This window comes from Pseudomonas sp. Sample_22, assembly GCF_004307635.1.
Lineage (GTDB): Bacteria > Pseudomonadota > Gammaproteobacteria > Pseudomonadales > Pseudomonadaceae > Aquipseudomonas.
In genome coordinates this window covers 72,005-92,164 of the sequence record NZ_RCNY01000004.1, presented here as the reverse complement: position 1 = coordinate 92,164, position 20,160 = coordinate 72,005, and the positions used below count along the sequence as shown (strand labels likewise).

The following is a 20,160-nucleotide window of genomic DNA, read 5'->3' as shown; positions in this document are numbered from 1 at the left end:
TAGAGGCTAAGCTTAAAGTTAACTTTAATGTCAAGCAGGCAAATGAGGTCGCAATGAAAATCGGTGAATTGGCACTGCTGAGCGGATTGAGCGCCTCGCGCATTCGCTTTTATGAGGCTCAAGGTTTGATTCAACAGGTTCAGCGCTCGGCGAACGGCTATCGACAATACCCGCAACAGGTCCTGCAAACCCTGCAAATCATCCAGTGCGCCCAGCAGGCCGGGTTCAGCCTCGAAGAACTCAAGCAACTGTTACCGGACACGGTGACGGGGGCGTTCAAGCATGATGAGTTGATGGTCGGCCTGCATCGCAAAATCGAACAGATCGAAGCCATGCAACGGCACCTGGCGCAAAGCAAGGCGCAGTTGCAGGGTTTGATCGAAAACATCCAGGCCCGGCCGGAAGGCATGGCTTGTGACGCGAATGCCGAGCGGGTGCTGGAGTCATTCAGGCACTAAAGCAGTTTGAGGGGTGGGAATCGGCTTGCGCATCAACGTCCCCACCACCAGCGCACCGAGCAAAGCCGCGAGTCCCGCCACCCACAACAACAGACTGAACCCCGCGACGAACGCCTCCCGGGCCAAGGCTTCAACCAGCGGCCGCGCGATTTCGGGCAACAGACTCATCGCCGCGTTCATATCACCGGCGACCACCCGCGAGGCGACATCCTTTGACTGTTCGAGCAACTCCGGCGCCAGACTCGACAAGCCGAAGTGCAGCTGTTGTTCAGTGTGGCCAGCGAGCAGCGCGCCATACACGCCGATGGCCAGCATCACCGCACTGAAGCGCATGGTCGTGCTCATGCCCGAGGCCATGCCGGTGCGTTGCCGCGGGACGCAGGCCATGATGTTTTTCTGCGTATCGCCGTTGAGCAGACCTGCGCCGGCACCGGTGACGGCAATCGCCAGGGCGAACGGCAGATAACCGCCACTGTTGACCGCCCAGGCACTGAGCAAGTTGCCGCAGCCTACCAGGGTGAGCCCGATGGCCATCATGTTTGCCGGCGTGATCCGCCCCGTCAGCCGAGCACCGATGCGCGGGAAAATCAGCAGGGTGACGGCGAACGGCAACATGCCCAAGCCCGCCGAAATCGCGGTGAACCCCAGCCCGTTCTGCAAGTAGAACGGCAGCATGGTCATCATGACCTGAGCACACGCGGCGTACGCGAACATGCCGAGCAGCGCACCGATGAAGCGCGGATGACGGAACAACTGCAGGTCGATCATCGGGCGCTGTTGCAGACGTTCGATCACCACGAACAGTCCCAACAACGCTGCTCCACCGATCAGGCGCGCATAAGTGACCGGGTTGCTCCAACCGATCCGATTGGCTTCGATCAGGCCCCAGATCAGGCACAGCAGGCTGGCGCTGAAGGCGAGGCTGCCCCAGGGATCAAGGCGCGCTGCTTGCGCATCGCGTGATTCCGGCACCGCGCGCCAGACCCTGTACATCAGGAACAAGCCCACTGGCAGGTTGAGGTAGAAAATCCAGCGCCAGCCCACGAATTCGGTGATCAGTCCGCCCAGGGTCGGCGCGGCGGTCATGGCAACGCCCATGCAGCCACCCCAGAATGCCCAGGCCTTGGCCCGTTCGGCTTCATCATGAAAGGTGTGGCCGATGGCTGCGAGCGCCGAGGTCAACAGCAGTGCGGCGCCGACGCCTTTGATCGCGCGTGCGATGTCGAGAAACAGGGCGTTCGGAGCCGCACCGCAGCCCAGTGAAGCAACGATGAAAATTCCCAGGCCCCACATCAGGGTCTTCTGGCGACCAAAACGGTCGGCCAGGCTACCGGCCGGCAACAGCAACGCGGCGAACGCCAACATGTAGGCGCTGACCACCCACTCGATGTCGGCGAAATTAGCCCCCAGGTCACGCGCAATGCTGGGCAAGGTAACGGCGACAATGTTGGTGTCGAGCACGATCAGCGAGCACACGGCGGATGCGGTCAGTAAGGTCTGACGTGCACTTGGCGTGGGTTTGACGGGCATGGCAAGGGTTCTCTACTGTGACGGTTCGAGCAGCTTATCCCTGGCTGACAGTGTCGTTGTTAGGCGCGCCTCATCACTTCATTACCTTTGAGCTAATGCCCCCATGGACATCCGCCACTTCCGCTATTTCCTCGCCGTCGCTCGCCATCGCAATTTCACCCGCGCCGCCGAGCAATTAGGCATCGCGCCGCCGACCCTGACCCGGCAGATTCAAGACATGGAAGCGGAGTTGGGGGCGCGCTTGTTTTTCCGTCAGTCGCGGGACGTCAGCCTGACCGAAGCCGGCGCGGCGCTGGTAATCGAGGCTGAAGCCACGGTCCGGCAATTCGAGTCTGCCCAACGCAATGCACAACGTGCCGGTCGCGGTGAAGTCGGACACATCGAACTCGGTTATGTGGCGTCGGCGGTGTACTCAGGAGTGCTGCAAAAACAAGTGCAGGGGTTTGCTTGCCAATTCCCGGACGTCAGCCTCAATGTGCGGGAGAGCCCGATGGCCAGCCTGCCGAACATGATCCTCGAGGGACGTTTCGACCTCGGCTACATCCGCTGCCCGTTGGCGTTGCCCGACGGTATCGAAAGTGTGCGGCTCGACGAGGAAGGCTTTGTGTTGGCGCTACCGGTCGATTCATGGCTCAACCGTTTGCCGATGATCAATTCAGTGCATCTGCAGAACGAAAACTTCATTCTTCCCGAGCAAGTGGTCGGCACCTTGCAAGTCGCCGCGCAGGGTGGGTTTGTACCCAGGCTGGGGGCGCAGCCGGGTGGGTTGGTCGCGGTGATTGCCCTGGTTTCGCTGGGGCAGGGCGTGGCGGTGGTGCCGGAGTCCGTGGTCGGCCATGTCAGTTTGCCGAACGTGGTGTATCGGCAGATTGCGGATTGCCAGGTGATTTCCTGGTTGGCCTTGGTTCATCGGCGGTTCGAGAGGTCGCCGGCAGTGATCAAGTACATCGATCGCGTAAAAAATGCTTGAGTGCGCAAGCATCGCGTTGTTCGAAATACCGAAGATTCATAGCCGCTACAGATCTTGAAATGATTTCCGGCTGTAGGAACAGTCGCTATTGCTTGTACGATCCAAGTTCTTTTTCCTTTCAGGACTTGTATGAACACCCTCACGGAGCCCCCCAGTTATCCTTTCCCCACGCGCCATCGCGCGGTCTTGATGCACGCGAAGCACCCCGTCTTTTGGCTTGCGTTTTCCCATGACATTGCAGTTCCTCGGCGTCTGTGCCGTGCCTTGCCGTGCCCGGCATTCTGAATCCACTGAAGAGATCGAGACGTTTTTATGGAATGGTTAGCTGACCCCACCGCATGGCTGGGCCTGTTGACGCTGATTGTGCTGGAACTGGTACTGGGCATCGACAACCTGGTGTTTATCGCGATCCTCGCGGACAAACTACCGCCGCACCAGCGCGATCGTGCGCGGATCATCGGTTTGTCCCTGGCGTTGCTGATGCGTCTTGGCTTGCTGGCGAGTATTTCCTGGCTGGTGACCCTGACCCAACCGCTGTTCGAGGTATTCGACAAGAGCTTCTCCGGGCGCGACCTGATCATGCTGTTCGGTGGTGTGTTCCTGTTGTTCAAGGCCACCATGGAATTGCACGAACGGCTTGAAGGACACGTCGGTGAGCGTTCCTCCAACGCCGCCTATGCGCTGTTTTGGCCAATCGTCGCGCAAATCGTGGTGCTGGATGCGGTGTTCTCCCTCGATGCGGTGATTACCGCAGTGGGCATGGTTGATGAGTTGGCGGTGATGATGATCGCCGTGATCATTTCCATCGGTTTGATGATCGTCGCCAGCAAACCGCTGACCCGGTTCGTCAACGCGCATCCGACGGTGATCATGCTGTGCCTGGGCTTTTTGATGATGATCGGCTTTGCGCTGACTGCCGAAGGCCTGGGCTTCCATATTCCGAAGGGCTATCTGTATGCAGCCATCGGTTTCTCGATCCTGATCGAAGTGTTCAACCAGATCGCCCGGGCTCGCCGCAAACGATCGATGATGGGCCTGCGACCGATGCGTGAGCGCACCGCCCACGCGGTGATGCGCCTGCTGGGCGGGCGCAAACTGGCGGTGGAAGAAGTCGGCGAGGAAATTGCCGACATGCTCGACAACGGCGAGGCGCCCAGCGAAGCGCTGTTCGATCGCCGCGAGCGGGTGATGATCAGCGGCGTGCTGCAACTGGCCGAGCGGCCGATCCGCACGTTGATGACCGTGCGCGCCGACGTCGATCATATCGACCTGGCCGACAACGCCGAGGCGATTCGCACGCGACTGATGCATTCGTCTTACTCGCGCCTGCCGCTGATCCGCGACGGTGCGGTGGATGAACCGCTGGGTTTCGTACACAAGAAGGAGTTGTTGAAAGAGTTCCTGGCAGGTAACCAACCGGATCTTGCGCATCTTGCGCGTCAGACCATCAACCTGCTGGAGAGTTACTCGATCCTCAACGCCCTGGAGCAGATGCGCAAGGCGTCGACGCACATCGCATTCGTGGTCAACGAGTTCGGCGACTTCGTCGGTGTGCTGACCATGACCGACATCCTCGAATCGATCGCCGGTGAATTACCCGATGCCAGCGAAATCGAAGGGCCGGACGTGGTCGAGGAAAAGGGCGGGTTTGTGGTCAGCGGCGCTTTGAACCTGGCGCGAGTTCGACAGCACACCGGGTTTGCTGCCGAGCCTACCGACGACTACCAGACCCTCGCCGGTCTGGTGGTCAGCTTGCTGGATCGCCTGCCGATGATCGGCGACAGCCACGAATGGGAAGGCTGGTGCTTGACCGTGTTGTCGGTGGAAGAGCGGCGGGTGACGCGGGTTCGGCTGGCGCGCATTGGCGCGTAGATGTTGTATTGATGCCAATGGCCTCATCGCGGGCAAGTCACGCTCCTACAAGTTATACGCTGAGCTTGTGGAAGCGGGCTTGCCCGCGATTGCAGACCGCCAGACGACTCACTCTTATCAATCACCACGATACAAAAATGCACCTGATTGATTCTCTTGGGCCCTGTTGTGAATCAGATTCCCGACTGCTGTAGCCGATGGTAGCGGTTTCTATTTGATTCGTTTTGGTAACCCTTTCTTTCGCATGTACGCATCCCCCTGATTCAAAACACTTTTCAATCTCCCTACATTCCCTGCACATCCTGTGGCACACTTTCTGCTGTCTATTCCGTTGTTACATACCATGTTCCGGTATAGCGGAATAAACATCATTCTGGAGTGCTTGCCATGCATCGCCGACCTTCGTTGTTCAAAGCGTGTGTTTTTCTGTTCGCGGCTTCTGCTGCTGCCATGGGCGTGGCCCAGGCGGCAGACGGCAAGCTCGATAGTGTCCTGGCCCGCGGCAAGTTGATCGTGGGCACCGGCAGCACTAATGCGCCGTGGCACTTCCAGGGTGCAGATGGCAAATTGCAGGGTTTTGATATCGACATCGCGCGCATGGTGGCCAAAGGGCTGTTCAACGACCCGAGCAAGGTCGAGTTTGTTGTGCAGTCATCCGATGCGCGGATTCCCAACCTGCTGACCGACAAGGTCGACATGAGCTGCCAGTTCATCACCGTGACCGCCAGTCGTGCGCAGCAAGTGGCGTTTACTCTGCCTTACTACCGTGAAGGCGTTGGCCTGCTGTTGCCGGCCAACAGCAAGTACAAGGAAATCGAAGACATGAAGGCCGCTGGCGACGGCTTGACCGTGGCGGTGCTGCAGAATGTCTACGCCGAAGAGCTGGTGCATCAGGCATTGCCCAATGCCAAGGTCGACCAATACGACAGCGTTGACCTGATGTACCAGGCCGTGAACTCCGGTCGCGCCGACGCGGCGGCCACCGACCAGTCTTCGGTGAAATACCTGATGGTGCAGAACGCCGGTCGCTACCGCAGCCCGGCTTACGCCTGGAGCCCGCAGACCTATGCCTGTGCGGTCAAGCGCGGCGATCAGGACTGGCTGAACTTCGTCAACACCACCTTGCATGAGGCCATGACCGGCGTCGAGTTCCCGACTTACGCCGCGTCATTCAAGCAATGGTTCGGTGTGGATCTGCCTTCGCCAAAGATTGGTTTCCCCGTCGAATTTCAATGATCCCGTGAGAGAGGGGCGGTTCTGAATCGCCCCGTTCAGGTACTGCTGACCATGAACTATCAGTTGAACTTTGCCGCCGTTTGGCGCGATTTCGACACCTTGCTGGCGGGGCTCGGCCTGGGCCTGGAGCTGGCGCTGGTGTCGATCGCCATCGGCTGCGTGATCGGCCTGCTGATGGCGTTTGCTTTGTTGTCGAAGCACCGCCCGTTGCGGGTGCTGGCTTCGGTGTATGTGACGGTGATCCGTAACACGCCGATTCTGGTGTTGATTCTGTTGATCTACTTTGCATTGCCGAGCCTGGGGATTCGTCTGGACAAGATTCCCTCGTTCATCATTACCTTGTCGTTGTATGCCGGGGCGTACCTGACCGAAGTGTTCCGCGGTGGTTTGTTGAGCATTCCCAAGGGCCAACGCGAAGCGGGTCTGGCGATCGGCCTGGGGGAATGGCAGGTCAAGGCCTATGTCACCGTGCCGGTGATGCTGCGCAACGTACTGCCAGCGTTATCGAACAACTTCATTTCGCTGTTCAAGGACACCTCGCTGGCGGCGGCGATTGCCGTGCCGGAGCTGACCTATTACGCGCGCAAGATCAATGTCGAAAGCTACCGGGTGATCGAAACCTGGCTGGTGACTACGGCGCTGTATGTCGCGGCCTGTTACCTCATTGCCATGCTGCTGCGTTATCTCGAGCAGCGTCTGGCAATCCGCCGATAGGAGGCTCCATGTACGAATCCCCCAGTTGGTTGCATGAGTTGTGGATCGCGCGCGAGCCGCTCTGGCAAGGCTTCTTGACCAGTGTGCAGGTGTCGGCACTGGCGATTTTGCTGGGCACGGTGGTCGGTATGTTTGCCGGACTGGTGCTGACCTACGGCAAGTTCTGGATGCGCGCGCCGTTTCGTTTTTATGTGGACGTGATTCGCGGCACGCCTGTGTTCGTGTTGGTGCTCGCCTGCTTTTACATGGCCCCGGCATTGGGCTGGCAGATCAGTGCGTTTCAGGCCGGTGCATTGGGCTTGACGCTGTTTTGCGGCTCCCACGTCGCCGAGATCGTGCGCGGTGCCTTGCAGGCACTGCCCCGTGGGCAGATGGAAGCGAGCAAGGCCATAGGCCTGACATTCAACCAGACCCTGGGCTACGTACTGTTACCCCAGGCGTTGCGGCAAATCCTGCCGACCTGGGTCAACTCGTCCACCGAGATCGTCAAGGCCTCGACGCTATTGTCGGTGATCGGCGTGGCCGAGTTGCTGCTCAGCAGCCAGCAGGTCATTGCCCGAACCTTCATGACCCTGGAGTTCTATCTGTTCGCCGGTTTTCTGTTCTTCGTCATCAACTACGGCATCGAATTACTCGGCCGGCACATTGAAAAGCGGGTGGCCTTGCCATGACTCAAACTCAATCCAATAGTCAAAACGGCCAGCCGCTGCTGGACATTCGCGGCTTGCACAAGCGTTATGACCAGCTCGAAGTGCTCAAGGGCGTTGACCTGAGCATGCAGCGCGGCAACGTGGTGACGCTGATCGGTTCCAGCGGTTCGGGCAAGACCACCTTGCTGCGCTGCGTGAACATGCTTGAAGAATTCCAGGGCGGGCAGATCCTGCTCGACGGCGAGTCCATTGGTTATGACGAAGTCAATGGCAAGCGCATTCGTCACCCGGAAAAAGTCATCGCCCGCCATCGCGCGATGACCGGCATGGCGTTTCAACAATTCAATCTGTTCCCGCATCTGACTGCGTTGCAGAACGTCACCCTCGGGTTGCTCAAGGTCAAAAAGCTGCACAAGGACCAGGCCGTGGCCCTGGCGGAGAAATGGCTGGAGCGGGTCGGCCTGCTGGAACGCCGCGACCACTTTCCCGGGCAGTTGTCCGGCGGCCAGCAACAACGCGTGGCGATTGCCCGGGCGATTGCGATGAACCCGAGCCTGATGCTGTTCGACGAGGTCACTTCGGCCCTCGACCCTGAGTTGGTGGGCGAAGTGCTCAACGTGATCAAGGGCCTGGCGGAAGACGGCATGACCATGCTGCTGGTGACCCACGAAATGCGCTTTGCCTTCGAGGTCTCGGACAAAATCGTATTCATGAATCAGGGGCGTATCGAAGAGCAGGGGCCACCCAAGGAACTGTTCGAACGCCCGCAATCGCCGCGTCTGGCGGAATTTCTCAAAAATACGCGTTTTTGATCTTTCAACTATCAATCAGGAGAAACACTCATGAGCATTACTCGTTACGGCACCGGCAGCACCGCCGCTGGCGGCGCGCCCCGTCCTTTCGCCCGCGCCGTTGAAGCCGATGGCTGGCTGCACGTTTCCGGGCAGGTGCCGGCGGTGGATGGCGAGATCATTGTGGGCGGCATTGTCGAACAGACCCACCAGACCATGAAGAACCTGATCGCGATTCTGCAAGAGGCCGGTTATGGCCTGGAAGATGTGGTGCGTGCCGGCGTGTGGCTGGAGGATCCGCGGGATTTCAGCAGTTTCAACAAGGTCTTTTCCGAGTACTTCAAACCGGAACACGCCCCGGCCCGCGCCTGCGTGCAGGCGAACATGATGGTCGACTGCAAGGTCGAGATCGACTGCATTGCCTACAAGAAAAAGGCCTGAACCGGCGGTGACTGCATCGCTGGCAAGCCAGCTCCCACAGGTGTTGTGTATTGCCACAGATTGTCGGCACACCCTAAATCCCTGTGGGAGCTGGCTTGCCAGCGATGGCGGCCTCACAGTCAACACTGCACACTCGGTAAACTCCCGGCATTTTGAAGGGGAACCACTGACATGACTGAAGACACCATCAAGCGCCGGGCACGCGGTCTGGACCGGGCGTTCGATATCCTCGATTTCCTCAAGGAAGTCGGCCAGCCCCTGCGCCCGAACGATATCGCCAATGGCATCGGCAGCCCAAAATCCACGGTCTACGAACTGGTGGCTTCATTGCTCGAACGCAGGATTCTGGAGCCGGTGGGCAAGGACGGCCACGTCTACCTCGGTCGTCAGCTGTACTTCCTCGGGCAGGCGCATTTGCGTCATTTCGATCTGACCCGCGAGGCCGATCTCGCCTTGCAGGAGATCGTCAGCCAGACCCATGAAACCGCGCAGATGTGCCTGCTCAACGGACGCAAATACACCGTGGCGTTGATGAAAGAGGGCGAGCGGCATTTTCGTATTTCCTCGGACATCGGCGAGAACGCGCCGATTCCCTGGACCGCGTCCGGGCGCCTGTTGCTGGCGCACCTCAGTGACCAGCAAATCGTCGAGCTGATCGACCACGACGACTTCATCCTGCCCGACGGCGACCGCTTGCCGCTGGAGCAATTCCTGGCGGAAATTCGTCAGGCCGGGCGCGAGGGTTTTTTCTCTTTCGATAGCGTCGCCGACACGTTTACCCATTGCTTCGCCGCCCCGGTCAAAGACCCGAACGGCGTAGCCATCGCGACCCTGTGCATCGTCGCCCCGCGAGCCGATGCCAAGAACAATTACAACGACTACCGCCGGGTGCTGATCGACAGCGCCAACAGCCTGGCCCGTCGCATCAACGAATAAAGCGGCTGCCTGCGGCCGCGAATGTGAGGAGTTCGATCATGTCTTCTGCCAAGAATACTGCCGCCGTGGAAAAGGGCTTTGCCCACATTGGCGCCAACCTGGTGCGCGACGTCAGCCTGCCGGCGCTGGTGCTGCACCGTGAAGCGCTGGAACACAACATCCGCTGGATGCAGGACTTTGTCAGCAACAGCGGCGCTGAACTGGCGCCCCACGGCAAAACCAGCATGACCCCGGCGCTGTTTCGTCGGCAACTGGACGCCGGCGCCTGGGGCATCACCCTGGCCAGCGCCACGCAAACCCGCGCGGCCTACGCCCATGGCGTGCATCGGGTGTTGATGGCCAACCAACTGGTCGGTACGCCGAACATGGCGCTGATCGCCGATCTGCTGGCTGACCCTGCGTTCGACTTCTATTGCATGGTCGACCACCCGGACAACGTCGCTGACCTCGGCGCCTATTTCGCCTCGCGCGGCGTTCGGTTGAACGTGATGATCGAGTACGGTGTGGTCGGTGGACGTTGTGGTTGCCGCAGCGAGCAGCAAGTGCTGGATCTGGCCAAGGCCATCGCTGCGCAACCGGCACTGGCCTTGACCGGGATCGAAGGTTACGAAGGCGTGATCCACGGTGATCACGCGGTCAGCGGGATTCGAGCGTTTGCCGGCTCGCTGGTTCGCCTGGCGGTGCAGCTGCAGGACAGCGGCGCGTTTGCCATCGCCAAGCCGATCATCACCGCGTCCGGCTCGGCCTGGTATGACTTGATTGCCGAAGAGTTCGAGGCGCAGAACGCCGCAGGGCGTTTCCTCAGCGTCTTGCGCCCGGGCAGTTATGTCGCCCACGACCATGGCATCTACAAAGAAGCGCAATGCTGCGTCCTCGACCGTCGCAGTGATTTGCACGAAGGCCTGCGCCCGGCGCTGGAAGTCTGGGCGCACGTGCAGTCCTTGCCGGAGCCGGGCTTCGCGGTGATTGCCCTGGGTAAGCGCGATGTGGCCTACGACGCCGGTTTGCCGGTGCCGCTGCTGCGTTACAAGGCTGGCGTGGTGCCGGCCAAGGGCGACGATGTCGGTGCCTGCAAGGTGACGGCGGTGATGGACCAGCACGCGTTCATGACCGTGGCGCCGGGGGTAGAACTACGCGTGGGTGACATTATTTCGTTCGGCACTTCGCACCCGTGCCTGACGTTCGACAAGTGGCGCATGGGGTGTCTGGTGGATGAGCAGTTGAGCGTTATCGAGACCATGGAAACCTGTTTCTAACCACACCTGCTCGTTCCCACGCTCTGCGTGGGAATGCCGCCAGGGACGCTCCGCGTCCTGCTTGCGAATGTGACGCAGAGCGTCACGGGATGCATTCCCACGCAGAGCGTGGGTACGATCGTTTGAGAGAGCCTCCACCCTAATGAACACCATCAACACCCTCGGCCCCAACACCCCGCGCATCGCCCTGATCGGCGAATGCATGATCGAGCTGCAACAGCGCGCCGACGGCAGCCTGCAACAAAGCTTCGGCGGCGATACCTTGAACACCGCGGTCTACCTGGCCCGTGAGCTCGGCAATGCTGGTAGCGTCGACTATGTCACCGCGCTGGGCGACGACAGTTTCAGCGATGCCATGTGCCAGAGCTGGGCCGAAGAAAACATCGGCCTGGACATGGTTCAGCGTTTACCCGGGCGTTTGCCGGGTTTGTACTGCATTCAGACCGATGCCGCCGGCGAGCGTCGTTTCCTTTATTGGCGCAATGAAGCCGCGGTGCGCGATTGCTTCACCACCCCGGCCGCCGCGCCGATCCTGGCGGCGTTGCCGGATTACGATGTGCTTTATTTTAGCGGCATCACGCTCGCGGTCCTTGGCGTACAAGGTCGGGGAAAACTGTTGGAAACCTTGATCGAAGCCCGTCAGCGTGATGCGCGAATCGTCTTCGACAACAACTATCGGCCACGGCTGTGGGCTTCGCTGGAGGATGCGCGGGCGGCCTACCGCAGCGTTTTGCCGTATGTCGATCTGGCGTTGCTGACCGTCGATGACGAACAGGCGCTGTTCCATTTTGCCGATTGCGAGGCGGTGTTCGCCGCGTACGAGCAGATCGGCACGCCGGAAGTGGTGCTCAAGCGAGGTGCCGAAGCGTGCCTGATTCGCTGTGTTGGTGAGTCATTTGAAGTGCCGGCGCAGAAGGTCGAGCGGGTGGTGGATACCACGGCGGCAGGGGATTCGTTCAGTGCGGCGTATCTGGCCTCGCGGCTCAGGGGCGGGAGCCCGGTGGAGGCTGCCGAGGCGGGGCATCGGTTGGCGAGCCAGGTGATTCAGGTGCCTGGGGCGCTGATTCCAGGATAACAGTGGCATGGCCGATGGCTGCGCCATCGGATCGCTGGCAAGCCAGCTCCCACAGGTTTTTTGGTGTGGCTGACATCTCTGGCCACCCACAAATCACTGGGAGCTGGCTTGCCAGCGATGCGGCCAGAAAGCCAGCCGCTCAATCCCGGTAAAACACCTGCACCAGGTGATACCCGAACTTGCTCTTGATCGGCCCATGCACCACCCGCAACGGTTTCTTGAAGATCACCGCATCAATCGCCCCAACCATCTGCCCCGGCCGCACTTCACCCAGGTCGCCGCCACGTTTGCCGGACGGGCAGGTGGAATATTTCTTGGCCAACACATCAAAGGCCTCGCCCTTGGCGATGCGTTGTTTGAGCTGCTCGGCTTCTTCCGAGGTTTTCACCAGAATGTGGCGGGCTTGAGCTTTCATGGGGTAGATACCTTGTAACGGTGTTCACGGCGGGGCGCGCGATTATGCCCTAAGTCACTGGGGTTGGCCGATCATCGTGCGAATCTTGTTGGCCAACAGATCAATGGAGAACGGTTTGGCCACCATGTCCATGCCTTCTTCGAGAAAGCCCTGACGTTCGGCCGCCATCTGCGCATACCCGGTCATGAACAGCACTTTCAGCGCCGGACGATACTGGCGGGCGATTTCCGCCAATTGCCGACCGTTCATACCCGGCAGGCCGACATCCGTCACCAGCAGGTCGACCCGCATGTCGGACTCCAGCAAGGGCAGGGCGGATTTCGCATCTTCGGCTTCGTGTGCGTGATACCCCAGTTCCTTGAGCAGGTCTCGCACCAACATGCGCACCGCCGGGTCATCCTCGACCAACACCACGGTTTCCCCGGCAATGGCCGGTGGCGCTTCGCTGATGACCGGCGACAGCACATCTTCGGGTTCCATGACACGCAGACGCGGCAGATACAAACGCACACTGGTGCCCTGGCCCGGCAGGCTGAACAGGCTGACGTGGCCGCCCGACTGTTGCGCAAAGCCATAAATCATCGATAACCCAAGCCCGGTGCCCTGACCGATGGGTTTGGTGGTGAAGAACGGATCGAACGCCTTGGCCAGGACTTTGGGGGTCATGCCGGTACCGTTGTCCGTGACGGCGATCATCAGGTAATCGCCGGCCTTGACCGGTTCCAGCGTATTGATGTCGCTGCTGTCGAGGTAGACGTTGGCGGTTTCGATACGCAGCTCACCGCCATCGGGCATGGCATCCCGAGCGTTTATGACCAGGTTGAGCAGGGCGTTTTCCAGTTGGCTGACGTCAGTGCTGACCGGCCAGGCATCTTCGGCCAGTTGCAACTTGAGTTCGATGTGATCGCCCTTGGTTCGCCGCAGCAGGTCTTCCAGGGAATGGATCAGATCGTTGGCGTTCAGCGGTTTGCGATCCAGCGACTGGCGCCTGGAAAACGCCAGCAGGCGATGGGTAAGAGCGGCGGCGCGGTTGGCCGAGGACACCGCCGCCTCGGTGAAGCGGCCGATTTCTTCCGTGCGCCCTTCGGCGATGTAGCGCTGCATCAGGTCAAGGCTGCCGATGATCCCGGTGAGCATGTTGTTGAAGTCATGGGCGATACCCCCCGTCAGCTGGCCCACCGCTTCCATCTTCTGCGCATGGCGCAAGGCGTCTTCCGCGCGTTCGCGCTCGACCATCTCGTTTTGCAGACGCTGATTGCTTTCGGCCAGTTGCCGGGTGCGGGCGGCAACGCGCTCTTCGAGGGTCTCGTTGAGGTTACGCAGGGCTTCTTCGGTCTGCTTGCGCTCGGTTTCGTCGATCACGAAGATGTAGAAACCGTTTACCGAGCCATCGGCACCGTGACGTGGCAAATAGTTCATCAGGGCATGGCGGATGCTGCCGTCACGGTGCGGCGTATTGAGGCTGAAGCAGCATGGTTTGCCGCTCAATGCCTGGGCGATGTGCTCGGCGCGCAGGGCGTAGGCCTCATCGCCCAGGACTTCCCGAACCGTGCGGCCATAGAGCTCCTGTGGTGTCAGGCCGTACCAGTCCAGATACGCGGCGTTGTTCAGGCGAAAGCGTTCCTCACGGTCGACATAGCTGATCAGAATCGGCATGGCGTTGATGATCAACTGCAACTCGGTCTGGCTCTGACGCAGGGCCTGCTCGGTATTCTTGCGTTCGGTCAGGTCCAGGGCCGCGCCGAGGAAACGGATCGGCCGGCCGTGATGGTCCTTGTAGCAACGCCCGCGGGCAAACACCCAACGCACTTGGCCATCTGGCTGCAGCAGGCGATATTCCTCGGCGTATTCGGTGCCGTGGGTGATGCAGTGCTTGATGCTGCGGGCGATCATGGCGCGGTCTTCGGGGTGGACGCCGTGCAGGTAATCGCTGATTGGCAGCTGGCCGGCCATGGCCGGATCGATACCGTGCAGTTGGGCGAAATGCGCATCGGCGATGAAGCGGTCCTCGCCGATATCCCAATCCCAGGTGCCCACCGCGTCGGTGGCAGAGAGCGCCAGTTGCAGGCGCTCCTCGGTGTCTTGCTGTGCCTTGAGGCTGGCGGCCGAGCGCTGTTCAAGTTCCAGGGCGATGCGCCGTCGCTCATTGGTTTCGATGGCGGTGACCAGAATTCCGGCGACCTGGGCATTCTCGTCGCGGATCGGGCTATAAGTCAGATCAAGCCAGAAGTCGGAATCCTTGCCGTTGCGCTGCAAGGTGAAACGCTGCTCGCTGTAGGTTCGCACCTGGCCTTGTAGGACGGCGCTGTAAATCGGGTCGGTGAAGTCCTGGAGTTCTGGCCAGATCTGGTGTGTAGGCTGTCCGAAAGCGTGCGGATGCTTGCTGCCCGCGAGCAGGGCGAAGCCGTCGTTGTAGATCTGCGTCAGCTGCGGGCCCCAGAGCAGCAACATCGGCATTGGCGAGTGAATCACGATATCCACGGCGGTTCGCAGGCTTTGCGGCCAGGTACTGGCGGCGCCGAGCGGACTGTTCGCCCAGTCCAGTCGGGCAATCAAGGCCTGGGCATCGCTGCCGGTCGGTGATGCGTTCATCAAGTTGTCCTGCACATAAGTCGGTATGGCGGCGTCTACTATTGTTACCAGACGCTGAATGACCGCAATCGGGTCATTTTCCAATTGAATGCTTCGCGGGTGCTTTTTGCCATGGAAATCGATGCGCTGTTGAAACGCCTGGCCAGCCAGGATGGCTCCGACCTTTACCTGTCCACGGGCGCGCCACCCAGCGCGCGCTTCGACGGAATTCTTACAGCGCTTGACGACCATCCCTTCAAGCCGGGAGACATTGCGGCAATTGCCGCGTCCATCATGGACGCCGAACAGCGGCTGGAGTTCGATCGTCAACTGGAGATGAACCTGGCGATCTCCCTGGCGGGGATTGGTCGCTTCCGGGTCAATATCTTCAAACAGCGTAACGACGTGTCGATGGTGGTGCGCAACGTCAAACTCGACATACCACGTTACGAAGACCTCAAGTTGCCGCCGGTACTGCTCGAGACGGTGATGCTCAAGCAAGGTTTGATGTTGTTCGTCGGCGCCACCGGTTCCGGCAAGTCTACCTCGCTGGCGGCCCTGATCGATTATCGCAACCGTCATGCCAGTGGGCATATCGTCACTATCGAAGACCCGATCGAATACGTCCACCGGCACAAGAAATCAATCATCAACCAGCGCGAGGTCGGCGTCGATACCCGCAGTTTTCACGCCGCGTTAAAAAATACCCTGCGTCAGGCGCCAGACGTGGTGCTGATCGGCGAGATTCGCGACCGCGAAACCATGGAGCACGCACTGGCATTTGCTGATACCGGGCATCTGGTGATCTCCACGCTGCATGCTCACAACGCCCATCAGGCGCTGGACCGCATCATCAACTTTTTCCCCGAGGAACGGCGTACGCAGCTGCTCCACGACCTGGGCAACAACCTCAAGGCATTCGTGTCGCAACGGTTGGTGCGCACTCGGGATGGTCAGCGACGGGCGGCGGTGGAAGTGATGCTCGGGACGCCGACCATTGGCGATTTGATCCGGCGCAATGAACTGGATGAACTTAAAAACATTATGGAAAAATCCAAAGAGTTGGGCATGCAGACCTTCGATGGCGCACTGTATGAACTGGTGGTCGAAGGTGTTATCAGCGAGAGCGAAGCATTAAAGAATGCGGAATCGTTTAATAATTTAAAGTTGCGCCTAAAACGTTATAGAGAGGGTGTTTCAATAGTAAGTGGGCCGAGTAGTGAGTGGAATTTGGAGGATTGATTTTATTGGCAGGCAGGTTCGTTATTTGAAGTTTTGAAATATTGTTTCGTAGATTTTTACTGTTTAATTAATCCCGGGTGGGTAAGGATTGATGCTCGTTTAACTAATCAGTGATTAAATCTATGAGGTTGTTTTATGTGTGACAGCTTGAAATATAAAGCCTATCAGTTGTCGGGGTCGGCTTCAGATGTGCAGTGCGAATGGTTAAAGGCCGATGCGGCAGAGCGACAATTGGTATTGCAGCAGTTAAAAACTGTCTTCGATGAACAAGAGGACGAAGGGCCGTATGACTGGCAAGGGTATGAGTTTCCGTTGGTGACGGGGTCTTCTCTCTATGAGGTCCATATGCCAGGGCGAGTGGCATGGAATAATCTGGCTAATCATACGTCCGTGATGGATGAACTCCGCCGCCTCCGTCTCGAGAGTATGGCCTTAACACGTATTAACGACAACGGCGTGTTGGAAATATACAGAAAAAGCACTACAACGTGGGAAGCCGTTGACCTGGAACTCAGCCAGGCATCCCACAACTATCAGAAACTTCTTGTCATAGGGGATATTGCAAGCCAGGCGGGCGGGTACGTATATACAGAGGACTACACTTTTGTTGATCAATGGCTGGAGTTTCATGGGTTGGCGGTTCCCAGGAATGCGAGCGAAACCAGGAATCTGATCGCGTTGTTCGAATTTGATCCTGAAGTTGATGAACTTGGTAACTATTGGGGGCAACTTGCTGCCGATGATCCGTCATTAGTCGTATTGTCGGCTGAGCAACATGCAGCTATTCGTCAGGCCACTGCAAAGCTTATAGCTCCCGACAAAAAGCTGCTGGACAAACTGTATCGCGAAACGAATGGCACTCTTGCAACGCACGATAACGCCGCTGAATGTATCGTTCAGTTGGTCAGGCATCCGGCGGCCCAAACCTGCGCCAGAAACCTCCTGAAGGAACTGGACTGGTTCGGTGCAACATCTGGGCAAGACGTCTCTGCACAGGATCTTGGGCAACTATTGATAACGGCTATTTTGCTGGAGCTGTATCCAGACTTCGGCAAAGCTCAAGGCAGAAAGAGTATCGGCGGGTTCGATTTGTATTCACCAACCAACGTCGAACGATCTTCGTTGAACGTGCGCAAGGAACTGGAAACCTTCCTGCACACCAAAGGCTGGGTGAATCCTGTCCTGGCGCCAATGGCATCGCACCTGCTACTGGCGGAAATTGCGCCGGAATTTCTGGTCAAGGGTGTTCCATCGTCGTTGACGATGGGCTCGGTTGCCTGGGTGGTCTTTTGCCGTGGCGTTGCGCTGGTGGAGGCGGTCACGAAAGGGGCGGCGCTTGTGCTGAGCTACGGGCAAATCATGGCCTACGTCGAACTCGAGCCTGTCAGTTCGCCCCTCTCCCGTCTGCGGGATCTGGCAATGATCGATCCAATCGTTGACTGGGCGTTGTTGAATGGTGTTATCGAGCCAACTGAGCTCACTCAAGCGGCGAAGGAAACGACGGAGCGGGCGATTGCCGCTTTCGAGGCTTACACAGAGCACTTCACCCATCTGGCCCGGGTACTGTCCAATCCGTTGCCCAGTAGAGAAGACATTGCTCGCAAAGCCTTGGAAGACGTGGCACCCGGTTGTGATTTCCTCGACAGGAAAGTTATCTATCAACGCCCTGGCCTATATGCCTCGCCCACCGCCATGTCGATGGTCGATTTGCATATGTCAGGAGACCTGGCGAGCGGTGAGTGGGATCTTCGCGCGGTTTTTCCCGATGACACCACGACAACTGACTTGCTGGCCGGTATGACCCATTACACAAGGCCAACCTTCCACGATCCCTCCGTACTCAGCATTTACAAACGTTTCCCTCTGTTGTCGTACCTGGCACCCAACAATGTCGAATTTCATCGGCAATTGCGCGGCTATCTCGGCAATTTGAATAGTGCGGTGGTCACAAACGTGAAATTGGCCCTTTCACACATGCTTCCCTTTGACCTGGAAATCTTTCTGAAAGGCAAGATTACGTTCTTTACCCTTCGCGGTGCAGCGGTAGAGATATCCTCCCGCTATATCGGCGGACCGCTTACGTATGAGACAGATTACGAAACCCAACAAGGCAAAGATGCTGTCACGGGCCGCTTTGGTGTTGTGATGTACGCCATCCACGAAAACTCGGTTGCGTGCTATGAGTTGTTTACATTCAGAGGAGAGCTACGGAAAAACGATGTCCTTGGAAACCTGATCACCTCGAAGGGAAAATGTTCGGGTCGCTCCAGGATCGATTTCACCGGCGATCTGAATGCGCAGGTGGCACCCACGCCTTTGGAAGCGTTGCCTGTCACTCTGAAGGAATACACGGAGGGGGTTGCAGTTGAGCAGCATGCGCGCAGCGACTTGGCGATTATCGAAAAGTTGGGTGAGCTCCCGGCACCAAGGTCTGTGGTAGCGCGCACGCAGAGTACTTATATGAATTTTGGCAACCCGCAGTTTGCAAGGATTGCCGAGTTCGTGGTGAGTCATCATCCGTTCCGCAAGTTTTCCGAAGTTGAAGCAATGGCCACCGTGCCGACTGCGCTTGAAAGCCAGCGCAAAATGGGCAATGAGACTGCCGATTACATCGTGAATCTGGTGGTTCCCTTTAAAAAGTGCATCGAGGATTTATCTTCTGGGGATCACAATAGGGTGGTTGACGGGATCTATGGTTGTGCCATGGACGCCATTGCCTTGGGAGGTGCCTTTGCGGGGGCGGCTGCCAAAGCGCTGAGCATTTCGTCGAAGGCCGTCTCCTTGTCGTCCAAAGCCGCCCAGTTGACCAAGCTAGCCTTCGTGACCTCCGTTTCCCTCATCAACCCGCTGGATGGCGTGCCTACGGCATTGTTCGGAGCCGGGAAACTCGTCCACAAGGGAGCGCTACGCTTTAACAGGCAGGCTCAAGAGATGCTCGGGCTGGCGCAATCACAGTTACAAAAACTCAATGGCCGACACAAAATCTATGACTTGATTCGCGCAGCCAATCGCGCCGATACCACCGGGCAGGGTACCTGGCGACCTCTTGGCGCAACCGGTGACACATTAACGGTGGTGGCAGCGCGTAACGCTCATCAATGGTATGCCCTTGACCGATTGGGCAAACCCTGGGGACCCAGACTGAACAACTTCATCTTTGAGTCACCTATCCAGTTGCCTCGATTCAACAAGACATTGCCCGTCAGCTATACCCGACAGTTCATTGAGCAAAGCTTGCCGCTGGCGCGTACAAAAATCGAAAACGCGATCAACGTCTTGAACAGTCTCGACCTGACGAGGGAGCGCGACGCAATCATCAAGGTGCTGATGGGAAGCAACTCGAGCGATGCATTCGAACGGTTGTTGAGCTATCTGAGATTGGTCAGGGCTGACTTTGCAGGTCTTTCCATCAGTAACATGTTTCTCGATCCGCTCAAGACCACTCACAACATCGCTGCATTGAACAAGGAGGCGTACGAACAATGGAAAGGCGCACAAGACCCATCCAACACGCAATTCATCGAAATCTATACACCCCAACTGAACAAACACTTCATCAGTTTGGGCTTCAACCATGATGTCGTGGCAGACGACTTGATTCATGAGTTGTTCCACGGTGCTTCACAGACTGACGATGTCAGCTATGCCCGCGATGCCGGACGCAACGGCGAAAGAGGGCAGTTGCTGGATGTAGCCGCGCTGCTGAACCTGGCGTCGGGACGTCTGCCGGTTACGGATGAGGGCGATGCCTGTCACGCCAGTGCCAAAACCTTTGAAAATGCTGACTCGCTGGCGGTGACTACCTCGCTGCTGAGCCAGTTGTACACGGACAGAAATGCTTATGAACGCAATATGTCCATCCTGCGCGGCGCAGTCGAAGCAAACGCCGGGCGCGCGATTGACCAGCCGGTTCTGATCACTCTGAACAGCTCACTTGCATCTAAACCTGCCGGTGGAACGCGCCCACCGGGTTCGCACATGGATTAACACGCACCCGCACGAT

The 20,160-nt window shown here is 58.5% G+C and carries 16 protein-coding genes; 13 read left to right on the top strand and 3 right to left on the bottom strand.

What is annotated here, in order from left to right; all coding sequences use genetic code 11:
- The first annotated feature begins 53 nt into the window (after positions 1-53).
- Positions 54-458 (top strand): MerR family transcriptional regulator, encoded by a 405-nt coding sequence (locus D8U73_RS00410; protein WP_130903426.1) that lies wholly within the window; start codon positions 54-56, stop codon positions 456-458.
- Here the strand turns inward: D8U73_RS00410 and D8U73_RS00405 are convergent.
- The gene (locus tag D8U73_RS00405) at positions 444-1,988 is read right to left on the bottom strand and encodes an MFS transporter (protein WP_130903425.1); all 1,545 of its coding nucleotides are present in this window, start codon (positions 1,986-1,988) and stop codon (positions 444-446) included. The genes D8U73_RS00410 and D8U73_RS00405 overlap by 15 nt on opposite strands.
- A 103-nt stretch (positions 1,989-2,091) precedes the next feature.
- Between D8U73_RS00405 and D8U73_RS00400 the strand changes: the two genes are divergently transcribed.
- The 10 genes from D8U73_RS00400 to D8U73_RS00355 all read left to right on the top strand — a co-directional run bounded on the left by D8U73_RS00400 (position 2,092) and on the right by D8U73_RS00355 (position 11,929).
- Positions 2,092-2,958 (top strand): LysR family transcriptional regulator, encoded by an 867-nt coding sequence (locus D8U73_RS00400; RefSeq protein ID WP_130903424.1) that lies wholly within the window; start codon positions 2,092-2,094, stop codon positions 2,956-2,958.
- Between the two features lie 312 nt (positions 2,959-3,270).
- Complete coding sequence (locus D8U73_RS00395; protein ID WP_056852807.1) at positions 3,271-4,830, top strand: TerC family protein; 1,560 nt, start codon at positions 3,271-3,273, stop codon at positions 4,828-4,830.
- Positions 4,831-5,217: 387 nt separating this feature from the next.
- On the top strand, positions 5,218-6,066 hold the full coding sequence (locus D8U73_RS00390) for a transporter substrate-binding domain-containing protein (protein ID WP_056852806.1): 849 nt from the start codon (positions 5,218-5,220) through the stop codon (positions 6,064-6,066).
- 51 nt (positions 6,067-6,117) lie between these two features.
- Positions 6,118-6,780, top strand: coding sequence for an amino acid ABC transporter permease (locus tag D8U73_RS00385; protein ID WP_130903423.1), 663 nt, complete (start codon positions 6,118-6,120; stop codon positions 6,778-6,780).
- Between the two features lie 8 nt (positions 6,781-6,788).
- The gene (locus D8U73_RS00380) at positions 6,789-7,451 is read left to right on the top strand and encodes an amino acid ABC transporter permease (protein ID WP_130903422.1); all 663 of its coding nucleotides are present in this window, start codon (positions 6,789-6,791) and stop codon (positions 7,449-7,451) included.
- Complete coding sequence (locus D8U73_RS00375) at positions 7,448-8,242, top strand: amino acid ABC transporter ATP-binding protein (protein WP_056852803.1); 795 nt, start codon at positions 7,448-7,450, stop codon at positions 8,240-8,242. The genes D8U73_RS00380 and D8U73_RS00375 overlap by 4 nt, the downstream gene beginning before the upstream one ends.
- 30 nt (positions 8,243-8,272) lie before the next feature.
- Positions 8,273-8,662, top strand: coding sequence for a RidA family protein (locus D8U73_RS00370; RefSeq protein ID WP_056852802.1), 390 nt, complete (start codon positions 8,273-8,275; stop codon positions 8,660-8,662).
- A 171-nt stretch (positions 8,663-8,833) separates the two neighbouring features.
- Positions 8,834-9,598: an IclR family transcriptional regulator gene (locus tag D8U73_RS00365; RefSeq protein ID WP_056852801.1), complete on the top strand. Its 765-nt coding sequence runs from the start codon at positions 8,834-8,836 to the stop codon at positions 9,596-9,598.
- Positions 9,599-9,636: 38 nt separating this feature from the next.
- Complete coding sequence (locus D8U73_RS00360; protein WP_056852800.1) at positions 9,637-10,854, top strand: amino acid deaminase; 1,218 nt, start codon at positions 9,637-9,639, stop codon at positions 10,852-10,854.
- Positions 10,855-10,996: 142 nt separating this feature from the next.
- Positions 10,997-11,929 carry a sugar kinase gene (locus D8U73_RS00355; protein WP_056852799.1) on the top strand — a complete coding sequence of 311 codons (933 nt, stop codon included), beginning with the start codon at positions 10,997-10,999 and terminating at the stop codon, positions 11,927-11,929.
- Positions 11,930-12,068: 139 nt separating this feature from the next.
- On the opposite strand, the gene D8U73_RS00350 is transcribed toward D8U73_RS00355, so the two are convergent.
- Entirely contained in the window at positions 12,069-12,344 is a 276-nt protein-coding gene (locus D8U73_RS00350; RefSeq protein WP_007933743.1) for a peptidylprolyl isomerase, read from the bottom strand.
- Between the two features lie 54 nt (positions 12,345-12,398).
- Positions 12,399-14,936, bottom strand: a complete 2,538-nt coding sequence (locus tag D8U73_RS00345; protein WP_130903421.1) for a PAS domain-containing protein — start codon at positions 14,934-14,936, stop codon at positions 12,399-12,401.
- A 111-nt stretch (positions 14,937-15,047) separates the two neighbouring features.
- Here D8U73_RS00345 and D8U73_RS00340 point away from each other — a divergent pair, with 111 nt between their 5' ends.
- Positions 15,048-16,157 carry a PilT/PilU family type 4a pilus ATPase gene (locus D8U73_RS00340; protein ID WP_130903420.1) on the top strand — a complete coding sequence of 370 codons (1,110 nt, stop codon included), beginning with the start codon at positions 15,048-15,050 and terminating at the stop codon, positions 16,155-16,157.
- 135 nt (positions 16,158-16,292) lie between these two features.
- Entirely contained in the window at positions 16,293-20,144 is a 3,852-nt protein-coding gene (locus D8U73_RS00335) for a hypothetical protein (protein WP_130903419.1), read from the top strand.
- The last annotated feature ends 16 nt before the right edge of the window (positions 20,145-20,160 follow it).

What these genes read in the sequence shown, in the direction of transcription:
- D8U73_RS00410 (WP_130903426.1), top strand. Translation starts at nt 54, where the DNA reads ATGAAAATCGGTGAATTGGCACTGCTGAGCGGATTGAGCGCCTCGCGC.
- D8U73_RS00405 (WP_130903425.1), bottom strand. Translation starts at nt 1,988, where the DNA reads ATGCCCGTCAAACCCACGCCAAGTGCACGTCAGACCTTACTGACCGCA.
- D8U73_RS00400 (WP_130903424.1), top strand. Translation starts at nt 2,092, where the DNA reads ATGGACATCCGCCACTTCCGCTATTTCCTCGCCGTCGCTCGCCATCGC.
- D8U73_RS00395 (WP_056852807.1), top strand. Translation starts at nt 3,271, where the DNA reads ATGGAATGGTTAGCTGACCCCACCGCATGGCTGGGCCTGTTGACGCTG.
- D8U73_RS00390 (WP_056852806.1), top strand. Translation starts at nt 5,218, where the DNA reads ATGCATCGCCGACCTTCGTTGTTCAAAGCGTGTGTTTTTCTGTTCGCG.
- D8U73_RS00385 (WP_130903423.1), top strand. Translation starts at nt 6,118, where the DNA reads ATGAACTATCAGTTGAACTTTGCCGCCGTTTGGCGCGATTTCGACACC.
- D8U73_RS00380 (WP_130903422.1), top strand. Translation starts at nt 6,789, where the DNA reads ATGTACGAATCCCCCAGTTGGTTGCATGAGTTGTGGATCGCGCGCGAG.
- D8U73_RS00375 (WP_056852803.1), top strand. Translation starts at nt 7,448, where the DNA reads ATGACTCAAACTCAATCCAATAGTCAAAACGGCCAGCCGCTGCTGGAC.
- D8U73_RS00370 (WP_056852802.1), top strand. Translation starts at nt 8,273, where the DNA reads ATGAGCATTACTCGTTACGGCACCGGCAGCACCGCCGCTGGCGGCGCG.
- D8U73_RS00365 (WP_056852801.1), top strand. Translation starts at nt 8,834, where the DNA reads ATGACTGAAGACACCATCAAGCGCCGGGCACGCGGTCTGGACCGGGCG.
- D8U73_RS00360 (WP_056852800.1), top strand. Translation starts at nt 9,637, where the DNA reads ATGTCTTCTGCCAAGAATACTGCCGCCGTGGAAAAGGGCTTTGCCCAC.
- D8U73_RS00355 (WP_056852799.1), top strand. Translation starts at nt 10,997, where the DNA reads ATGAACACCATCAACACCCTCGGCCCCAACACCCCGCGCATCGCCCTG.
- D8U73_RS00350 (WP_007933743.1), bottom strand. Translation starts at nt 12,344, where the DNA reads ATGAAAGCTCAAGCCCGCCACATTCTGGTGAAAACCTCGGAAGAAGCC.
- D8U73_RS00345 (WP_130903421.1), bottom strand. Translation starts at nt 14,936, where the DNA reads ATGAACGCATCACCGACCGGCAGCGATGCCCAGGCCTTGATTGCCCGA.
- D8U73_RS00340 (WP_130903420.1), top strand. Translation starts at nt 15,048, where the DNA reads ATGGAAATCGATGCGCTGTTGAAACGCCTGGCCAGCCAGGATGGCTCC.
- D8U73_RS00335 (WP_130903419.1), top strand. Translation starts at nt 16,293, where the DNA reads ATGTGTGACAGCTTGAAATATAAAGCCTATCAGTTGTCGGGGTCGGCT.